This is a genomic window from Actinosynnema sp. NPDC050801 (assembly GCF_040673975.1).
GTDB lineage: Bacteria > Actinomycetota > Actinomycetes > Mycobacteriales > Pseudonocardiaceae > Actinosynnema.
The window spans coordinates 395,543-412,418 of the sequence record NZ_JBFAQZ010000004.1; the positions used below are offsets into that span (position 1 = coordinate 395,543).

Annotated in this window: 21 protein-coding genes; 11 read left to right on the forward strand and 10 right to left on the reverse strand. The window is 72.0% G+C overall.

What is annotated here, in order from left to right; genetic code table 11:
• Positions 1-30: 30 nt before the first annotated feature.
• Both AB0K14_RS12295 and AB0K14_RS12300 read left to right on the forward strand, forming a co-directional pair.
• A complete protein-coding gene (locus AB0K14_RS12295; protein ID WP_360453125.1) occupies positions 31-1,041 on the forward strand; it encodes a permease in 1,011 nt (336 codons plus the stop codon).
• Positions 1,042-1,053: 12 nt separating this feature from the next.
• Positions 1,054-1,797 (forward strand): TIGR03943 family protein, encoded by a 744-nt coding sequence (locus AB0K14_RS12300; RefSeq protein WP_360453128.1) that lies wholly within the window; start codon positions 1,054-1,056, stop codon positions 1,795-1,797.
• Here AB0K14_RS12300 and AB0K14_RS12305 read toward each other — a convergent pair.
• Genes AB0K14_RS12305 through AB0K14_RS12315 form a run of 3 tightly spaced genes read right to left on the reverse strand, consistent with a single transcriptional unit; the run spans position 1,785 to position 2,941 of the window.
• Positions 1,785-2,231 carry a Fur family transcriptional regulator gene (locus tag AB0K14_RS12305; protein ID WP_360453131.1) on the reverse strand — a complete coding sequence of 149 codons (447 nt, stop codon included), beginning with the start codon at positions 2,229-2,231 and terminating at the stop codon, positions 1,785-1,787. The genes AB0K14_RS12300 and AB0K14_RS12305 overlap by 13 nt on opposite strands.
• Positions 2,228-2,629 (reverse strand): metalloregulator ArsR/SmtB family transcription factor, encoded by a 402-nt coding sequence (locus tag AB0K14_RS12310; RefSeq protein ID WP_360453134.1) that lies wholly within the window; start codon positions 2,627-2,629, stop codon positions 2,228-2,230. Before AB0K14_RS12310 ends, AB0K14_RS12305 begins: the two co-directional genes overlap by 4 nt.
• A gap of 45 nt (positions 2,630-2,674) precedes the next feature.
• Positions 2,675-2,941 carry a hypothetical protein gene (locus AB0K14_RS12315; protein WP_360453137.1) on the reverse strand — a complete coding sequence of 89 codons (267 nt, stop codon included), beginning with the start codon at positions 2,939-2,941 and terminating at the stop codon, positions 2,675-2,677.
• Positions 2,942-2,958: 17 nt separating this feature from the next.
• Between AB0K14_RS12315 and AB0K14_RS12320 the strand changes: the two genes are divergently transcribed.
• Positions 2,959-3,339 carry an antibiotic biosynthesis monooxygenase family protein gene (locus tag AB0K14_RS12320; protein WP_360453140.1) on the forward strand — a complete coding sequence of 127 codons (381 nt, stop codon included), beginning with the start codon at positions 2,959-2,961 and terminating at the stop codon, positions 3,337-3,339.
• 110 nt (positions 3,340-3,449) lie between these two features.
• Complete coding sequence (locus AB0K14_RS12325) at positions 3,450-4,835, forward strand: glycine--tRNA ligase (RefSeq protein WP_360453143.1); 1,386 nt, start codon at positions 3,450-3,452, stop codon at positions 4,833-4,835.
• A 10-nt stretch (positions 4,836-4,845) separates the two neighbouring features.
• Here the strand turns inward: AB0K14_RS12325 and AB0K14_RS12330 are convergent, their stop codons facing one another.
• Both AB0K14_RS12330 and AB0K14_RS12335 read right to left on the reverse strand, forming a co-directional pair.
• Positions 4,846-5,205 (reverse strand): hypothetical protein, encoded by a 360-nt coding sequence (locus tag AB0K14_RS12330; protein ID WP_360453146.1) that lies wholly within the window; start codon positions 5,203-5,205, stop codon positions 4,846-4,848.
• A 34-nt stretch (positions 5,206-5,239) separates the two neighbouring features.
• Positions 5,240-6,172 carry an AraC family transcriptional regulator gene (locus tag AB0K14_RS12335; RefSeq protein ID WP_360453149.1) on the reverse strand — a complete coding sequence of 311 codons (933 nt, stop codon included), beginning with the start codon at positions 6,170-6,172 and terminating at the stop codon, positions 5,240-5,242.
• Between the two features lie 95 nt (positions 6,173-6,267).
• On the opposite strand from AB0K14_RS12335, the gene AB0K14_RS12340 reads away from it, so the two are divergent.
• Positions 6,268-6,687, forward strand: coding sequence for an anthrone oxygenase family protein (locus AB0K14_RS12340; RefSeq protein ID WP_360453152.1), 420 nt, complete (start codon positions 6,268-6,270; stop codon positions 6,685-6,687).
• A 13-nt stretch (positions 6,688-6,700) separates the two neighbouring features.
• Here AB0K14_RS12340 and AB0K14_RS12345 read toward each other — a convergent pair whose 3' ends face one another.
• The gene (locus AB0K14_RS12345; protein WP_360453156.1) at positions 6,701-7,621 is read right to left on the reverse strand and encodes a tetratricopeptide repeat protein; all 921 of its coding nucleotides are present in this window, start codon (positions 7,619-7,621) and stop codon (positions 6,701-6,703) included.
• Positions 7,622-8,328: 707 nt separating this feature from the next.
• On the opposite strand from AB0K14_RS12345, the gene AB0K14_RS12350 reads away from it, so the two are divergent.
• On the forward strand, positions 8,329-9,777 hold the full coding sequence (locus AB0K14_RS12350) for a SulP family inorganic anion transporter (RefSeq protein ID WP_360453159.1): 1,449 nt from the start codon (positions 8,329-8,331) through the stop codon (positions 9,775-9,777).
• A gap of 34 nt (positions 9,778-9,811) precedes the next feature.
• On the opposite strand, the gene AB0K14_RS12355 is transcribed toward AB0K14_RS12350, so the two are convergent.
• The 3 genes from AB0K14_RS12355 to AB0K14_RS12365 all read right to left on the reverse strand — a co-directional run bounded on the left by AB0K14_RS12355 (position 9,812) and on the right by AB0K14_RS12365 (position 12,009).
• Positions 9,812-10,276: a DUF6194 family protein gene (locus tag AB0K14_RS12355; protein ID WP_360453162.1), complete on the reverse strand. Its 465-nt coding sequence runs from the start codon at positions 10,274-10,276 to the stop codon at positions 9,812-9,814.
• Between the two features lie 112 nt (positions 10,277-10,388).
• Entirely contained in the window at positions 10,389-11,261 is an 873-nt protein-coding gene (locus tag AB0K14_RS12360) for a hypothetical protein (protein WP_360453164.1), read from the reverse strand.
• Positions 11,262-11,277: 16 nt separating this feature from the next.
• Positions 11,278-12,009 (reverse strand): peptidase E, encoded by a 732-nt coding sequence (locus AB0K14_RS12365; RefSeq protein WP_360453167.1) that lies wholly within the window; start codon positions 12,007-12,009, stop codon positions 11,278-11,280.
• 53 nt (positions 12,010-12,062) lie between these two features.
• Here AB0K14_RS12365 and AB0K14_RS12370 point away from each other — a divergent pair, with 53 nt between their 5' ends.
• From AB0K14_RS12370 to AB0K14_RS12390, 5 genes are all read left to right on the forward strand, one after another.
• A complete protein-coding gene (locus tag AB0K14_RS12370) occupies positions 12,063-12,701 on the forward strand; it encodes a YdcF family protein (protein ID WP_360453170.1) in 639 nt (212 codons plus the stop codon).
• Positions 12,702-12,733: 32 nt separating this feature from the next.
• On the forward strand, positions 12,734-13,996 hold the full coding sequence (locus AB0K14_RS12375; protein ID WP_360453288.1) for a deoxyguanosinetriphosphate triphosphohydrolase: 1,263 nt from the start codon (positions 12,734-12,736) through the stop codon (positions 13,994-13,996).
• Between the two features lie 20 nt (positions 13,997-14,016).
• Positions 14,017-14,277: a hypothetical protein gene (locus tag AB0K14_RS12380; RefSeq protein WP_360453171.1), complete on the forward strand. Its 261-nt coding sequence runs from the start codon at positions 14,017-14,019 to the stop codon at positions 14,275-14,277.
• The gene (locus AB0K14_RS12385) at positions 14,256-15,305 is read left to right on the forward strand and encodes a serpin family protein (RefSeq protein ID WP_360453175.1); all 1,050 of its coding nucleotides are present in this window, start codon (positions 14,256-14,258) and stop codon (positions 15,303-15,305) included. Before AB0K14_RS12380 ends, AB0K14_RS12385 begins: the two co-directional genes overlap by 22 nt.
• Before the next feature lie 76 nt (positions 15,306-15,381).
• Positions 15,382-15,948 (forward strand): carboxymuconolactone decarboxylase family protein, encoded by a 567-nt coding sequence (locus AB0K14_RS12390; RefSeq protein WP_360453178.1) that lies wholly within the window; start codon positions 15,382-15,384, stop codon positions 15,946-15,948.
• A gap of 6 nt (positions 15,949-15,954) precedes the next feature.
• Here AB0K14_RS12390 and AB0K14_RS12395 read toward each other — a convergent pair whose 3' ends face one another.
• Positions 15,955-16,872 (reverse strand): sigma-70 family RNA polymerase sigma factor, encoded by a 918-nt coding sequence (locus AB0K14_RS12395; protein WP_360453181.1) that lies wholly within the window; start codon positions 16,870-16,872, stop codon positions 15,955-15,957.
• Positions 16,873-16,876 lie beyond the last annotated feature (4 nt).

Here is a 16,876-nt window from a genome sequence, read left to right on the forward strand (position 1 = left end):
GTCGGCGTGAGTTCTGGCATCATCTCGAAAGTGACAATCACCGGCGAGATCCGCGGTTCGCGCCAGCGCCGTCCGCCACCGCGCTGGAAGGTCACTTCGCTGGAAGTGCTCTGCGCGCTGCTCGTGCTGGCGCTGCTGCTCCAGGACTGGCTGGTCGGCGTGCTCGACGTGCCGGTGCTGCGCACGGCGTCCACGGTGTTCGTCGCCGTGTGCGTGCAGGCGCTGCCGTTCCTGGTGCTGGGCGTGCTGATCAGCGGCGCGATCGCGGCGTTCATCCCGGCGAGCGCGCTGCGCCGGGCGTTGCCGAACAAGACCGCGCTGGCCGTGCCCGTCGCCGGTGTCGCCGGGGTGGCGCTGCCCGGCTGCGAGTGCGCGTCCGTGCCCGTCGCCCGCCGCCTGATGCAGCAGGGCGTGGCGCCCGCGGTGGCGCTGACGTTCCTGCTCGCCGCGCCCGCGGTGAACCCGATCGTGCTGGTGTCCACGGCCGTGGCGTTCCCCAACGCGCCGATGATGGTGCCCGCGCGGTTCGTCGGCGCGCTGCTCACCGCCGTGGTCATGGGCTGGCTGTGGACCCGGTTCGGCAAGGCCGACTGGATCGCCGAACGCGCGCTGCGCCGCCTGCCCGACCACGACGGCACGTCCCGCTGGGTGGTGTTCGCCGAGACCGCGCGGCACGACCTGGTCGACGCGGGTGGGTTCCTGGTGCTCGGCGGCGTGTTCGCGGCGGCGTTCAACGTCCTGGTTCCGCAGGCGTGGCTGGAGACGCTGGGCGGTCAGCTCGTGCTGGCCGTGGTGGTGCTGGCGCTGCTGGCCGTGGTGCTGGCGCTGTGCAGCGAGGCCGACGCGTTCGTCGCGGCCTCCATGTCGGCGCTGCCGCTGCTGCCCCGGCTGGTGTTCCTGGTGGTCGGCCCGGCGGTCGACGTCAAGCTCATCGCGCTGCAGGCGGGCGCGTTCGGCAAGTCCTTCGCGGCCCGCTTCGCCCCGGCCACGTTCGTGGTGGCGATCGCGTCGGCCCTGGCGGCGGGAGCGGTGTTCCTGTGAGGCGTGCAGACCATGAGGCGTGAGACCCAGAACATCCTGCTGGTGCTGCTCGGCGGCGCGCTGCTGAAGCTGTCGCTGACCGGCACCTACCTGCGGTACGTCAAGGAGTCGTTGCAGCCGTGGCTGGTGGTCACCGGCGGCGTCATGGTGGTGCTCGCCCTGGTGTCGATCGCGCGTGACATCCTCGCCGGCCAGGGGCGGGCCGGCGAGCACGGCGCGGCCGAGCCCAGTGGCGTCGAGCACGCCGGGCACGAGCACGGCACGTCGCGCAGCCCGTGGATGCTGCTGCTGCCGGTGCTCGCGGTGTTCCTGATCAGCCCGCCGGCGCTGGGCGCCGACACGGTCAACCGGTCCGACCGCAACGCCGCCCAGGAGGCCAAGGCGTCGAGCGGGTTCGCGCCGCTGCCGTCCGACGACGTCATCCCGCTCACCATCAGCGAGTTCGTCACCCGCACCGCGTGGGACGACTCCGGTTCGCTCGACGACCGCACGGTCAAGCTCACCGGGTTCGTGGTGCGCAAGGACGGCGACGTGTTCATCGCCCGGCTGACCATCTCGTGCTGCGCCGCGGACGCCTCGCCGGTCAAGGCGAAGGTGGTGGGTCAGGACTTCGCCGCGCTGCCCACCGACCAGTGGATCGAGGCCACCGGCCGGGTGGTGCCCGGCTCGGCGACCAAGGAGAGCGCGTTCGTGCCGACGTTCACCGTCTCGGAGGTGCGGCCGATCGCCACGCCCGAGGACACCTACGAGGGCTGAGCCGCCGGAGGCTGACCGTCCGCGCAGCACTCGCTGCACGTGCCGAAGATCTCCACGGTGTGGCTGACCTCGACGAACCCGTTCTCGGCGGCGACCCGGTCGGCCCACTTCTCCACCGCCGGGCCCTCGACCTCCACCGTGCGCCCGCAGCCGCGGCACACCAGGTGGTGGTGGTGGTGCTGGGAGCAGCGGCGGTAGATGGCCTCGCCGGAGTCGGTGCGCAGCACGTCCACCTCGCCCGCGTCGGCCAGCGACTGCAGCGTGCGGTAGACCGTGGTCAGGCCGATGCCCTCGCCGCGCTTGCGCAGCTCCTCGTGCAGTTCCTGGGCCGAGCGGAACTCGCCGAGCGAGTCGAGCAGCTTGGACACGGCGGTGCGCTGCTTGGTCGAACGCAGCCCGGGGACCGCGGTGGTCGGACGCTCGCTAGTGGTCACATCTCCTCCGTCCGGGGGGTCCGGTCGGTCTGGTTGATACCACGCGGGCCCTCCTCCACGTGCGTCACCGCGTCCACCACGATGTGGGCGAGGTGCTCGTCCACGAGCCGGTAGACGACCTCGCGGCCGTGCCGCTCGCCGTGCACCACACCGGCGGCCTTGAGCACCCGCAGGTGCTGGCTGATCAACGGCTGGGCCACGCCCAGCGCCTCGACCAGCTCGTGCACGCACCGGTCCGCCTCGCGCAGTTGCAGCACGATCGCGATCCGCACCGGTGCGGCGAGCGCGCGCAGCAACTCGCCGGCGGCCGACAGCGTCCGGGTGGACTTCCGCGGCGCCGGTGGTGGTACGCGGCGTTCCGGGGAGTGGACGTGTTCGCCCCGCACTCCGACCGTCACGGCGCCTCCCACGTGGTATGGATTTTCACCACCGATACTACGGCGCTAGAGCACCGACACCGTGATGAGCACCAGCACGGCCAGCACGAGCAGTCTCAACACGCGTGCGCTCGGCGTGAGCAGGGACCAGGTGACGGCCAGCAGCGTCGCCACACCGAGCGCCAGGACGCCCAGCAGCAGCGCCCCCATCGTGCCCCGGAGCCACACGCCCAGCACGAACAGCGCCAGGACCACCAGGAACGCCACCGGCGCGGGAACCCGCGAGAGCGGTCCGGCACCGGGGATCAGGGTCCGCTTCATCTCACCAGCCACCGTGGCATCCTTGCACCGTGCTGCTCGTGTGCCGTTTCACCGTGGCGGAAACCGGGGTCGAGGCCTTCACCGAGCGCGTCGACCGGGCGTTGTCGCTGCTCACCGCCCAGCCGGGCTGCCGGCGGGCCCAGCTGTCGCGGTCGACCGACGAGGCGGACCGGTTCGTGCTGACCGCCGAGTTCGACTCGGTCGTGGCCTACCGGCGGGCGATGTCCCCGTTCGAGGTGCGCGAACACGTCATCCCCCTGCTGTCCGAGGCGACCACCGACGAACCGGCCGCCTACGAGCCGCTGCTGATCGCCGCGGACGGCGAGGTGCGCCGTGAGGTGAGCCTGCTGGCCCACGACGCCGGCACCGTCCGCCTCGGAGAGGCCGCCGGTCCCACCACTCCGCGCTGATCCGGTGGCGGCGCGGGCGTGACCCGGTCGCCCGATGGCGATACGACGGCTAGGACTACCCTGGTAAGCCCGTTTCCCGTCCCTCTTCTGCATCTCCCGATGGAGTGTCCGTGGCAGCCGATCGCATCGAGACCGTCGTCAGCCTGTGCAAGCGCCGCGGGTTCGTCTACCCGTGCGGCGAGATCTACGGCGGCACCAGGTCGGCCTGGGACTACGGTCCGCTCGGCGTCGAGCTCAAGGACAACATCAAGCGCCAGTGGTGGAACTTCATGGTGCGGGGCCGCGAGGACGTCGTCGGCCTGGACTCGTCGGTGATCCTGCCGCGCGAGGTGTGGATGGCGTCCGGGCACGTCGAGGCGTTCGTCGACCCGCTGATCGAGTGCAACTCGTGCCACAAGCGGTTCCGGCAGGACACGATGGTCGAGGAGTACGCCGAGCGCACCGGCAAGCAGGTCGCCGAGGGTGACGTCACCGACATCCCGTGCCCCAACTGCGGCACCCGCGGCCAGTACACCGAGCCGAAGATGTTCAACGGCCTGCTCAAGACCCACCTCGGCCCGGTCGAGACCGACGAGGGCCTGCACTACCTGCGCCCGGAGACCGCGCAGGGCATCTTCACGAACTTCCTGAACGTGCAGACCACGTCGCGTCGCAAGCCGCCGTTCGGCATCGGCCAGATCGGCAAGAGCTTCCGCAACGAGATCACGCCGGGCAACTTCATCTTCCGGACCCGCGAGTTCGAGCAGATGGAGATGGAGTTCTTCGTCGAGCCGGGCACGGACGAGGAATGGCACCAGTACTGGATCGACGAGCGCAGCCGTTGGTACACCGAACTGGGCATCTCCAAGGAGAACCTGCGGCACTACGAGCACCCCAAGGAAAAGCTGTCGCACTACTCGAAGCGCACCGTCGACATCGAGTACCGGTTCCGGTTCGGTGGTCAGGAGTGGGGTGAGCTGGAAGGCATCGCCAACCGCACCGACTTCGACCTGAACACCCACTCGAACCACTCCGGCGTCGACCTGTCGTACTTCGACCAGGCCACCAACTCGCGCTACCGGCCGTTCGTGATCGAGCCCGCCGCGGGCGTCGGCCGGCCGATGATGGCGTTCCTGCTGGAGGCCTACACCGAGGACGAGGCGCCCAACGCCAAGGGCGGCGTGGACAAGCGGGTCGTGCTGCGGCTGGACCGCAGGCTCGCGCCGGTGAAGGCGGCCGTGCTGCCGCTGTCGCGCAACGCCGACCTGTCGCCGAAGGCCAAGGACCTGGCCAACGCCCTGCGCAGGCACTGGAACATCGAGTTCGACGACGCCGGCGCCATCGGCCGCCGCTACCGCAGGCAGGACGAGATCGGCACGCCGTTCTGCGTGACGGTCGACTTCGACACCCTCACCGACCACGCCGTGACGGTGCGGGAGCGCGACACCATGTCGCAGGAGCGGGTGTCGATGGACCAGCTGGAGGGCTACCTCGCCGCCCGCCTGATCGGCGCCTGACTCCGAGCGGTCACCCGGGTCGCGGCAGGCGGTGCACGAGCCTGGCCAGTTCGGCGTCCACGTCGACGTCGAGCAGGCGCAGCTTGCGCTCCGCCTGCTCCCGGACCTCGGGCCCGAACAACGGCTCGTACCAGGGCAGCAGGACCCACATCTCGACGCTCGTGTCGAGTCGCCGCAGCTCCTTGAGCCGCCACAGGCCGTAGGACGGCTGCGGGTCGAGCACGAGGCGGCGCGCGGCCTCCACCGCGCCGTGCTCGACGAGCATGCCTCGGAACACCGTCGCGTCGTAGCCGAGCCGAGCCAGCTCGACCACGCCGCGAGCCATGTCCTGGTGGAAGTGGAGGGCGAGAACCTGTGCGGAGTCGTCCATGCTCCTGCATCGCGCGCGCTGCGCGGTGCGTTGCTCAGGAGGCCGCGCCCGCGCGGTGTTCGGACGGGCTCATGCCGCGTTCCCGTTTGAACGCCGTGCTGAGCGCGAACGCGGTGCTGTAGCCGACCTGGTGGGCCACGGCGGCCACGGTGGTGGTCGGTTCGCGCAGCAGGTCCGCGGCCAGGGTGAGGCGCCAGGTCGTCAGGTAGGCCATCGGCGGTTCGCCGACCAGTTCGGTGAACCGCCTGGCCAGCGCCGCCCTCGACACGCCGACCGCCTCGGCCAGCCCACCCACCGTCCACGGACGGGCCGGGTCGCCGTGCAGCAGGCGCAGCGCGCGCCCCACCACGGGGTCGGCGTGCGCCGAGTACCAGGTCGGCGTCTTCGCCTCCGGCCGGCAGAACCACGACCGCAGCACGGAGATCAGCAGCAGGTCGAGCAGGCGGTCCAGCACGGCCTCCTGGCCCGGTTCGTCACGGGCGATCTCGTCCGCCAGCAGCGGCACCAGCGGCAGTTCGGCGCGTGGCACCACGAGGAACGGCGGGAGCACGGACAGCAGCCGTCGGCTCACCTCGCCGTCCAACTGGTAGGTGCCGCTGAGCATCACCACGGACCCGTCGGCGTTCGCGCCCCACGTGCGCACGCCCAGTCCCCACTGCTCGCACAGCTCCGACCCGTCCGGCGTGGTGCTGATCTCGCCCGGGTGGATCACCGCCTGCACGGGCGTCGCCGGGTCGTCGGCCAGCGTGTACGGGTCGGGCCCGCGCAGCACCGCCACGTCACCGGCGTGCAGCGGCACGGGGTCGTCGTCGTGCGGCAGGAGCCACCCGTCGCCGCGCACCAGCGCTACCGCGGTCAACGGCGCGCGGTCCTCGATGCGCAGCGACCACGGCGGGTCCAGGACGGTGCGCATGAGGAACGCGCCACGGGCACGCGGCCCGTCCAACAACCCGGCAAGAGCGTCCACGGGTACCAGCCTAGAGACGCTCGCGTATGCGTTCGAGCCGTTGAGCAATGGAAAGTCCAGGAACGGTCGACTTGACTGGGCTCATGTTCCCCACGGTGACGATCGTCGCGGCCCTCGGCTGCGGGATGATGGCTGGAGTCTTCTTCGCGTTCTCCGCGATGGTCATGCCCGGTCTGCGGCGGGCCGAGCCCGCGGTGGGCGTGGCCGCCATGCGGGTGATCAACCTCGCCGTGGTGAACCCCGCGTTCATCGGGCTCTTCCTCGGCACGGCGGTCGTCGGCGTGGTCGCGGCGTTCGAGGGCGACCCGTGGGCGTGGGCGGGCGCGGCGCTCTACGTGCTGGGCGGCATCGTGCTCACGGCCGCCTTCCACATCCCCCGCAACAACGAGCTCGAACGGCTCGGCACGGCCGAGTACTGGGCCCGCTACCTCCGCGAGTGGGTGCCCGCGAACCACCTGCGGGCGCTGCTGTCCCTGGCCGCCGCGGCGTCGTTCACCCTGGCAGCCCTCAACTAGCGCCGCAGCCCGTTCACCGGCCCGGGCGGCCGCAGCACTTCTTGTACTTGACGGCCGAGCCGCACCAGCAGGGCGCGTTGCGGGCGGGCGGCCAGTCGACCGTGCCACCCTCCTCGACGATCTCGTTCAGGCAGGCCATGCGTGTGCCCTCGTCGGCGGGATCACCGCCGGTCCTGGCCGCGAAGTCCGCGAGCCGGGCGACGGTCAGCGGCACCATGGTGATCCGGGCTGCACCGGACTCGGCCAGCTCGCGGTTGGCGTCCTCGCGGTTGGCGACGACCACGTCCACGTCGGCGTGCTGCACCACCTGCGGCCAGGTGTCGTGCGCGCGGGCGATCTCGCCGCGAGGCCAGAACAACACCCGCACCTCCTGCGGCGTCGCCCGTGGCGTCAGGGCGGTGGCGAAGTCCTCCGCCCGGTCTGCCAAGGACTTGACCGACTCGTCCAGCTCGTCCGGGGGCATCGCCAGGGCTTGGCGCACGCGTCGCCGGCCGGCCAGCACGTTGTTGGCGTAGGAGGCGAACCCGAACTCGCCCTCCCGCTGCGCCATCTCCTCCTGGGTCAACCGGGACACGGCCATGGTGAACCAGGTCAGCGCCTCGTCGAGCGCCCCGCGTCCCTCCAGCAGCTCGGCGGCCAAGTGGTACGGCGCCGGTGATGGCGGCCGCTCGCGCCGAAGGGTGTCGAGCTGCGTCCGGGCCTGCTCGACCCGGCCGAGGTCGAACAGCACGTCGGCCAGCGCTACGCGGGCCTCGTCGGCGTCCTCACCACCCTCGGCGACGACCTGCTCCAGGAGCGCGACGGCACGTTCGTCATCGCCTGCTCGGCGCCACGTCTCGGCTGCCTCCACCAGGATCTGCGCCCGCTCGTCCGGGTACTGCTCCAGGTCGGCTTCCAGTTGTGCGGCGATGTCCGCGGCCGTGGTGGTCTTCACCTCCCGCAGGATATTGCGGTCACTCACGGTGATTACAGCCCCGGTTGATGATCTGCGTCACAAACCTTCGAGTGAATATTCGGGCGGACTGCACGGAGACGGTTCCGGATTCACCGCCACGTCACCCCGCTTTGTGACACTTGATCGCAGGCGCAGTTCATCGGGGGGTGTCATGGCGCGTGTCGTTGTCGTCGCAATCGCCTTGGTGCTCGTCGCCGTGCTCGCGCCGTCGCCGTTCGGGCACATCGGCGTCGTGCGCGCGGCCCCGGTCGGGCACGCCGTGGTCGGATCGGAGGAAGAACCCGCCCGCGAGTGCCGCAACGGGCCCGAGCCGCGATCTTGGTCCACCAGGTCGTGGCCGGGCAGACCCGCCGCACGCCCTTGTCGCGACGTTCCCGGCACGACCCGCCGCACCACCGCGAGCCCGGCCCCGCCCGTCGGGCGAGGCCGCGAAGAACACCTCCGCTCTTGGACGAGACCATCGGCTCTGCAGGTGTTCCGGAACTGATCGGCACCCCACCGCCGGTAGATCGCATCGTCCGACCACAGACGAGTGGGGTAAATCGAATGGCTTTCCGTCAACAGCTCCAGCCTGCCCGCGCATATCCGCCTCGCGTATCCCGGAAAATGGGACGAGGGTGCGCCGGTCGGGCCGAACCTTTCACCCGAACGCACTCACGCACAGTGAACACCCTGGGGGTTGACGCGTGAGCACCCGGACCGAACGACCGGCGCCGCGGACCCTCTGGCCCGACGTCGGCGCGTCGTTGGTGGTGTTCCTGGTGGCGCTCCCGCTGTGCGTGGGCATCGCCGTCGCCTCCGGCGTCCCGGCGGAACTGGGCATCATCACCGGCGTGGTGGGCGGCCTCGTGGTCGGCCTGCTGCCCGGCAGCACCATGCAGGTCAGCGGCCCGGCGGCGGGCCTGACCGTGCTGGTCGCGGACACCGTCGCGGCGCACGGCGTGCGCGCGCTGGGCCTCATCGTGCTCGGCGCAGGCCTGCTCCAGGTGGCGATGGGCCTGCTGCGGCTGGGCCGCTGGTTCCGCGCCATCTCGCCCGCCGTGGTCCAAGGCATGCTCGCCGGCATCGGCCTGGTGCTCGTGCTGGGCCAGCTCTACCCGTTCGCCGGGCAGGGCCAGCCCGCCTCGACCGGTGAGAAGTTCGCCGGCCTGGCCGACCTCGCCCGGACCGCGCTGACGACGGCGGTCGGGTTGAGCGGCCTGGCCGTCGGCGTGTTGACGCTGGTCGTGGCGTGGTTGTGGAAGCGCACGCCGTGGCGCGCCGTGCCGGGGATGCTGGTGGCCGTCCTGGTCGCCTCGGCGGTGGGCGTGCTGCTCCCGTTGCCGCGCATCTCGGTCGGCTCGCTGACCGACGTCGTGGCCCTGGTCGACTTCTCCCCGCTGGACGCGGGCGTATTGGGCGCGATGCTGACGTTCGCCCTCGTGGCGTCGGCGGAGAGCCTGTTCAGCGCGGCGGCCGTGGACCGCATGCACAGCGGGCCGCGCACGAGGTACGACCGGGAACTGGTCGCGCAGGGCGTCGGCAACGCGCTGTGCGGTGTGCTCGGCGCGCTGCCGATGACCGCCGTGATCGTGCGCAGCGCGACCAACGTGGACGCCGGGGCCCGCACCCGGCTGTCCCGCGTGCTGCACGGCGTCTGGCTGCTCGTGTTCGCCGTGCTGCTGCCGGGCGTGCTGTCGTACGTCCCGCTTGCCGTGCTGGCGGCGTTGCTGGTGCAGGCGGGCTGGAAGCTCCTGTCCCTCAAGCAGGTCCTGACCCTGGCCCGCGCGGACCGGGCGGAAGCCGCCGTCCTGGTGCTCACCGCGGGCTTGATCGTCCTGACGGACCTGCTCACCGGCACGCTCGTCGGCCTGCTGGCGGCGGTGGTCAAGACGGCCTGGGACATGTCCCGCCTGACCGTCACGGTGACCGCGAACGGCGACGACCACCACCACGTGGCGGTGCGCGGCAACGCGACGTTCCTGAGGTTGCCGGGCTTGCTGGAAACCCTGGAGGCCGTGCCGGACAGCAGGCACGTCCGCGTCGACCTGACCGGCGTCCGCCACCTCGACCAGGCGTGCGGCCAGGCGATCGACCACTGGGCCGCGCGACGCGGCAGCGTGGAGCTCATCCACCCGGTGGCGGTCTCCGACTGAGTCGGTCCCCGGCGCGGCGATCCCGCGCCGGGGCCTACAACGCGGTCCGCCGGGCGTGGTTGGCGTGCTTCCGCGCCGCGAATCCGTGCGCCTCCACCAGCAGGGGCCGGATCGCGTCGAGCGTCGCCTCGCCCGGCGACACCACGCAGACCCAGTGCTGCGAGGCGTAGACCGGGTGCGGCATCACGCGATCCCGTTCCGCGTAGTCGAATCCGCTCTGCAGCACGCCGTCGGCGTCGCGCTCGGTCGGCACGGCCCCGAACATCGCCGTGTAAGTCGCTTTGGTCAGCCCGATGTTGAGCCGATAAGCCCCCGGCTCACCCAGCTCGGACACCCGCTCGTAGTTGTCGTCGGTCACGATCGTCACGAACGGCAGCTGGCGCTCCGGCGGAAGATCACCGTCGGGGTCGTAGAGGAAGAACGCGTCACCGGCCGCCTCCACGACGCGGATCCCGGTGAACGTCGAGCTGATGAGCTCCTTCATTTCATCGGCAGTCACACCTTCAACGATATCTTTGAAGTCCTTTGTGAGACTTTGCTCGAGAGCGCCGGACAAGCTGCCTGACAGGCGCGTTGCCCGCTCGCCAAAGCCTCAAGTCGAGGTTGCTGCTTCAGCCGGCTGCCGTGAGCCCGGCCAGCAGGGCCGAGGTGACGGCGGTCAGGCGGTCCTTCGCGGACTGCTCGGCGACACCCGTCTGGACGGACAGGACGGCGACGGCGTGGCGGTCGGCGACGACGCCCGCGCTGTGCAGGTAGAAGTCCGCCGGCAGGTACCACATCCAGCCCTGCTTGGCGTAGGTGCGGGCATCCGCGTCGACGCCGGGCGCGAGCAGGCCGTACGCCTGGTCGAAGCCGTCGGCGGCGGTGGGGGAGGCGGCGGACAGGGCGGTGACGATGAAGTCCCGGTCGGCGGCCGGCAGGTCGGTCGTGATGTACCGGTAGAGCCGGACGACGTCGTTCGCCGACATCTCGACGTCGCCCCACTGCGAGGCGTCCGCCGGGGCACTGGTGGCGGTCAGGCCCGCCTGCGCGGCGACGCGGTCGATCGCGCCCATGCCGTCGTGCAACGTCCACAACGCGTTCATGGCGTCGTCGTCGCTCAGGCCGAGGGCGCGTTCCAGGCGATCGAGGTCGGCCGACGGCACCTCACCGGACGTCAGCACGTCCACGGCCACCAACAGCTTGCTCAACGACGCCGAGCGGAACGGGGTGTCGGCGGCGTGGCCGGCCGCCGCGCCGGTGTCGAGGTCGAGCACGGCCAGCCCGAGGTCGGTGCCGGCGGCGGCCTCGACCGCCCGCGCCACCGCCGCCGAGAGGTCCGGGGCAGGTGCCTCGGCGGTGCGTGGCGCGGCCGGACGCGGGGTTTCCACCGGGGTGGCCACGGGCGGTGACGCCTGTGCGGTGCACTCCGGTTGCCCCGGGTGCACCACCGCGGCCATGCCGGCGATCAGCGCGACCGCGACCACCGACCAGCGTCTTCCCACACCTCAACGGTCCGTTTCACAACCGCCTGATGTCGAGCGATTCCTCCTGTGCGGTTGCTGAAGACTCGTCGCGGGTCACGACGTACGCGCCGCCCGTCGACCGCTCGGACACCGCCTCCACCAGTTCCGTGCCGCGGTAGACGAGCCCCGCGCCGTCGTCGGTGCAGTGCGTCACCGGCAGCGCACCGGACGCCACCGCCGCGTGGATCGTCGGCCGGCGCGCCGCCTCGCTGTCGTAGTGCACGCCGTTGCCGTACGGCAGGAAGCCCAGGCCGTTGGTGATCACCCGCAGCTCCGGGCCGAACGAGTCGGTCGACCCGCCGAGGAACCAGCAGATGGACCCGGCGGACACGCCACCGAGCACGACGCCGTCCTGCCACGCCGTGCGCAGCGCCGACCCCAGGTCGTGCACCGCCCACACGGCCAGCAGGTTCGCCACCGAACCACCGCCGACCCACACCACGTCGTGCGAACCGAGGAAACCCGGCACGTCGGTCGTCGGCGGCATGGTGAACAGGTTCAGGTGCGAGACCTCCCAGCCCGCCAGTTGCCCCGCCTCGGAGAGGTCGGCGTTGAACCACCGCTGATCCCCCGCGGCCGTGCCGATGTGGCACAGCCGGGGCTTGCGGCCGTGCACGCCGGACAGGTCGACGGCGTGGTGGACGAGTCGGTGGAACTCCAGGTGCGTGCGTCGCCCGACGCGGAGCCCACCCGAGGTGGCCACGATCGTCGGCTGGTCTGCTGCCATGGGAGCGATCCTGGCAGCGGTCGCTCCGGAGCGGGTATGGGATTATCCGGGGTGTGACGTTCCTGCCGAGACTCCGCAGGCTGGTGACCCGCGCCGTCCTCGGCGGCCTCGTGATCGGGATCCTCGTGGTCGGCGGCACGGCGTTCCGCGTGTGGCAGGTGGCCCGCGAGGACGACCGCACGCACGCCGACATGGCCGTGGTCCTGGGCGCGGCCCAGTTCAACGGCGTGCCGTCGGACGTGCTGGAGGCACGGCTGGAGCACGCCCGACGGCTGTACGAGCAGGGCGTGGTCGGCTACATCGCCACCACCGGCGGCAGGCAGCCCGGCGACAACTTCACCGAGGGGCAGGCCGGCCGGATCTGGTTGGAGGAGCACGACGTCCCCGCCGACCGGATCCTCGAAGTCGGCGAGGGCACCGACACGCTGGGCAGCATCCGGGCGCTCGCCGCCGCGGCCAAGGCGAAGTCCCTGACCACCGCCGTGATCGTCAGCGACCCGTGGCACTCGCTGCGGGCGCGCACCATGGCCGAGGACGAGGGCCTGTCCGCCTGGACGTCCCCGACCCGCAGCGGGCCGAACGTGCAGACCCGCGAGACCCAGCTGTTCTTCATCCGCCGTGAGACCGGCGCGCTGCTCTACTACCACCTGACGAGGGCTCCGGCGGGCGCGTTCGACGGCATCCTGCTGTAGTGCCCTTACCCTGGGCGGATGAGGCCGGGCACATGATCCAGGGCTACACCGGGCACGACTCCGCGCGGCTGCTCCCGGAGCGGCCCAAGGTGGCGGTGCTGCCCGGAGCGCGCACCGAGCGCCGCTCGCCGTTCTCCCGGGACCGGGCCCGGGTGCTGCACTCCGCGGCGCTGCGCAGGCTCGCGGGCAAGACCCAGGTCGTCGGTCCCGGCGAGGGCGCGGAGGTGACCGGTGTGCCGCGCACCCGGCTCACCCACTCGCTGGAGGTCGCCCAGATCGGCCGCGGCATCGGCGAGGAGCTGGGGTGCGACCCGGACGTGGTCGACACCGCGGGCCTCGCCCACGACATCGGGCACCCGCCGTTCGGGCACAACGGGGAACGCGCGCTGGACGAGCTGGCCGGGCCGTGCGGCGGCTTCGAGGGCAACGCCCAGACCCTGCGCATCCTGACCCGGCTGGAACCCAAGACCGCCAAGGGCCTCAACCTGACCCGCGCGTGCCTCGACGCGGCCACCAAGTACCCGTGGACCCGCCGTCCCGGGATGGTGAAGTTCGGCGCCTACGACGACGACCTCGCCGTGTTCACCTGGGTGCGCGAAGGCGCGCCGGACCGGCGGCGCTGCCTGGAGGCGCAGGTCATGGACTGGGCCGACGACGTCGCCTACTCCGTGCACGACGTGGAGGACGGCGTGCTCGCGCACCGGATCAGCCTGTCCGCCCTCGGCGACCCGGCGGAGCGCGCGGCCATCGCGGGCCTGGCCGCCAAGCACTTCTCCGACGAGCCGGTGTCCGTGCTGGAAGCCACCGCGACCGAGTTGCTCGGCCTGCCCGTCATCGCCGAACTGGCCGAGTACGACGGCTCGCTGCGCGCCCAGGTGGCGTTGAAGCGGCTCACCAGCGAGCTCGTCGGCCGGTTCGCCTCGGCCGCCGTCGGCGCGACCCGCGAGGTGCACGGTGACGGTCCGCTGAGCCGCTACCGGGCCGACCTGGTCGTGCCGCCCCGGGTCGCGGCCGAGGTGGCGCTGCTCAAGGCGGTCGCGGTGCGGTACGTGATGAGCGACCCGTCCCGACTGGCCATGCAGGCGCGGCAGCGCGAACTGGTCGCCGAACTGGTCCACCTCCTGCTGATGCGCGCCCCGGACACCCTCGACCCCGCGTTCCACCCCGCGTGGGCCGCCGCGGGCACGGACGCCGAACGGCTGCGCGTCGTGGTCGACCAGGTCGCCTCGCTCACCGACGCCCAGGCCGTGGCGTGGCGGCGGGCGCTGGCGAACGGCAGCCCCGAACCCCTGTGACCGGTGGCACACTCGACGTCATGGCCGATGAGCCGACCAGACCGCCAGGCCGTCCGTGGCCGTGGCGCCGACCGACCCGCGACCCGGTGCACGTCGGTGGTGAACTGCCGTACGACGGGCGCCCCGGTGGGTGGGACGACGACCCCGACGACGGTTCCGCCGGGGTGCGCGAACCGCGCCACCCCCGGCCGCTCGGACCCACGAGCGGCGCGGGCGAACGTCCGATCCCGGACGACCCGATAGTGGTTAAGGAGACCTCGTGCCTGATCGAGCGCACCTGACGTTCGCCCTCACGCTCCACGACGCCGTCGCGCCCGACCGCACGCGCAACGCCTGCTGGTCGCCGTACTCGGTGGCGAGCGCGCTCGGCATGACCGCGCAGGCGGCGCGGGGCGAGACGGAGGCGGAGCTGGTCGCGCTGCTCGGCGCGGACCACGCGAAGGTACTCAAGGGCGCGGTGGTCGGGGACGACGCCGAGTTCGCCGTGGCCAACACCCTGTGGGCGTGGCAGGGGCTGCCGCTGCACGAGGGGTTCCTCACCGACCTCGCCGGGTGGCCCGGCGCCAAGGCCCGCTCGGCGCCGTTCGCCGAGGACCCCGAGGGCTCGCGCAAGCTGATCAACGACGACGTGGCCGAGACCACGCACCAGCTGATCCCCGAGCTGCTCGACGCGGGCTCGATCACGTCGGACACGGTCGCGACCCTGGTCAACGCGCTGTACCTGAAGTGCGCGTGGCGCGAGGAGTTCCCCGAGCACGACACCGCCGACCTGCCGTTCCGCGGCGCCGGGGACGTCGCGACCATGCGCCGTGAAGGCTCCATGCGGTACGCCCGGCGTGACGGGTGGGAGGCCGTGGCGCTGCCCGCGCGCGGCCAGGTGGAGGCGGTCGTGCTGCTGCCCGACGGCGAGCTCGGCGGCACGGAGGGCGTGCCCGAGGTGCTGGCGGCGTTGGACCACGACCGGGTCGAGCTGTTCCTGCCCAAGCTGGACCTGTCCGTGAACGTCTCGCTCGCCGAGGCGTTGCAGCAGGTCGGCGTGCGCACGATGTTCGACCGCGCGGCCGCCGACCTCACCGGGCTGAGCCCCGACCCCCGGCTCTACGTGGACGACGTGGTGCACGAGGCCGTGCTGCGGCTGGACGAGCGGGGTTTCGAGGGCGCCGCGGCGACCGCCGTGGTGATGCGGATGACCTCGTTCATCCCGGCCGAACCCGCCCGCACCGTCCGCGTCGACCGGCCCTACCTGCTGCTGGTCCGGCACGCCGACACGGGCGCGATCTTCTTCCTCGCCCAGGTCGCCAAGCCGTGAGTTGATCCTCCCGGAGCTGTCACGTCCCGGGCTCCCTCCTCGTCCACCGGGTGAAGACCCGAAACGAGGAGGGGACATGCCCAGGATCCCGGTCGTCACCACCAAGCAGGCCAACCCGCTGGTGCGGCTCGCCTACCGGTTCGCCAAGCGGCGGTTCGGTGCGGTGCCGGAGCCGTTCACGGTGGCCGCCCACCACCGCAAGCTGTTCGTCGCGAGCGCGCGGCACGAGATGGCCTTGGAGAAGGCGGCCAAGACGCTGCCCGCGTCGTTGCGGGAACTGGTGCAGTACCTGACCGCGGTCAAGCTCGGCTGCTCGTGGTGCGTCGACTTCGGCACCATGCTGATCAAGCACGACGGCCTGGACGTCGACCGGCTCAAGGAGATCCACGACTACCGGACCTCGGACTCCTACACCGAGCTGGAGAAGCTGGCCCTCGCCTACGCCGACGCGATGACCGAGACGCCCACCGCGGTCACCGACGAGCAGGTCGCCGAGCTCGACCGGCGGCTGGGGCACCAGGGCCTGGTCGAGCTGACCTACCTGATCGCGGTGGAGAACCAGCGCGGCCGGTTCAACTCGGCGTTCGGCATCACCGACCAGGGCTTCACCTCGGGTGACGCCTGCCGGGTGCCGCTGCCGTAACCGGTCTCAGGGGCTCTCGGGGAACGGCACGTGGCTGAGCTTGTCCGGGTTCGACATGTCGTACACGCCGGCCACCTTGCCGTCCCGCACCACGACCGCCTCGACCCTCGGCGTGAGCTCGCCCTGGGCGCCGAACACCAGCCCGACGTCGCCGTTGACCAGCGCGGGCCGCCCCTCGACCGCGCCGTACCGACGCATCAGACCGAGGATGAAACGCGCCACCTTGTCCGCACCGCTGACCACGCGGGCCGCGGTCCTGGCCTTGCCGCCGCCGTCGCCGACGAGCACCACGTCCGGGTGCAGCAGGCCGATCACCGCGTTGACGTCGCCGGTGGCCAGGGCCCGGAGGAACCGTTCGAGCACCTCGCGCTGCTCCTCCAGCGCCACCCTCGGCGGCGGGTCGGCGTCGGCGGCCGCCTTGCGACCGCGCGAGGCGTGCTGACGGGCCGTCGCGACCGTGCAGCCCAGCGCGTCGGCGATCTCGGCGAACGGCACGCTGAACGCGTCGTGCAGCACGAACGCCACCCGCTGCTCGGGCGTGAGGCGGTCGAGCACGACCAGGGCGGCCAGCCGCACACCGTCGTCGCGCACCACCGCGTCCAACGGGTCGTCCTGACCAGAGGTGACCAGCGGCTCGGGCAGCCACTGCCCGACGTACCGCTCCCGCCGCACCGCCGCGGACCGCAGCCGGTCCAGGCAGATCCGGCCCACCACGGTCGTCAGCCAGCCGCGCAGGTCCCGGATGTCGGCCCGGGCCTCCTGGCTGAGGCCGGTCAGCCGCAGCCACGCCTCCTGCACCGCGTCCTCGGCGTCGGCGACGCTGCCGGTGAGCCGGTAGGCCACGCCGACCAGGTGGGAGCGGTGGCCGGTGAAGGTCGAGGCCAGCGTCTGCCCGGCGGTCAAGGTCTCCTCGCCTGCGGTCACGAGC

What these genes read in the sequence shown, in the direction of transcription:
- AB0K14_RS12300 (WP_360453128.1), top strand. Translation starts at nt 1,054, where the DNA reads ATGAGGCGTGAGACCCAGAACATCCTGCTGGTGCTGCTCGGCGGCGCG.
- AB0K14_RS12330 (WP_360453146.1), bottom strand. Translation starts at nt 5,205, where the DNA reads ATGGACGACTCCGCACAGGTTCTCGCCCTCCACTTCCACCAGGACATG.
- AB0K14_RS12365 (WP_360453167.1), bottom strand. Translation starts at nt 12,009, where the DNA reads ATGGCAGCAGACCAGCCGACGATCGTGGCCACCTCGGGTGGGCTCCGC.
- AB0K14_RS12375 (WP_360453288.1), top strand. Translation starts at nt 12,734, where the DNA reads ATGATCCAGGGCTACACCGGGCACGACTCCGCGCGGCTGCTCCCGGAG.
- AB0K14_RS12380 (WP_360453171.1), top strand. Translation starts at nt 14,017, where the DNA reads ATGGCCGATGAGCCGACCAGACCGCCAGGCCGTCCGTGGCCGTGGCGC.
- AB0K14_RS12390 (WP_360453178.1), top strand. Translation starts at nt 15,382, where the DNA reads ATGCCCAGGATCCCGGTCGTCACCACCAAGCAGGCCAACCCGCTGGTG.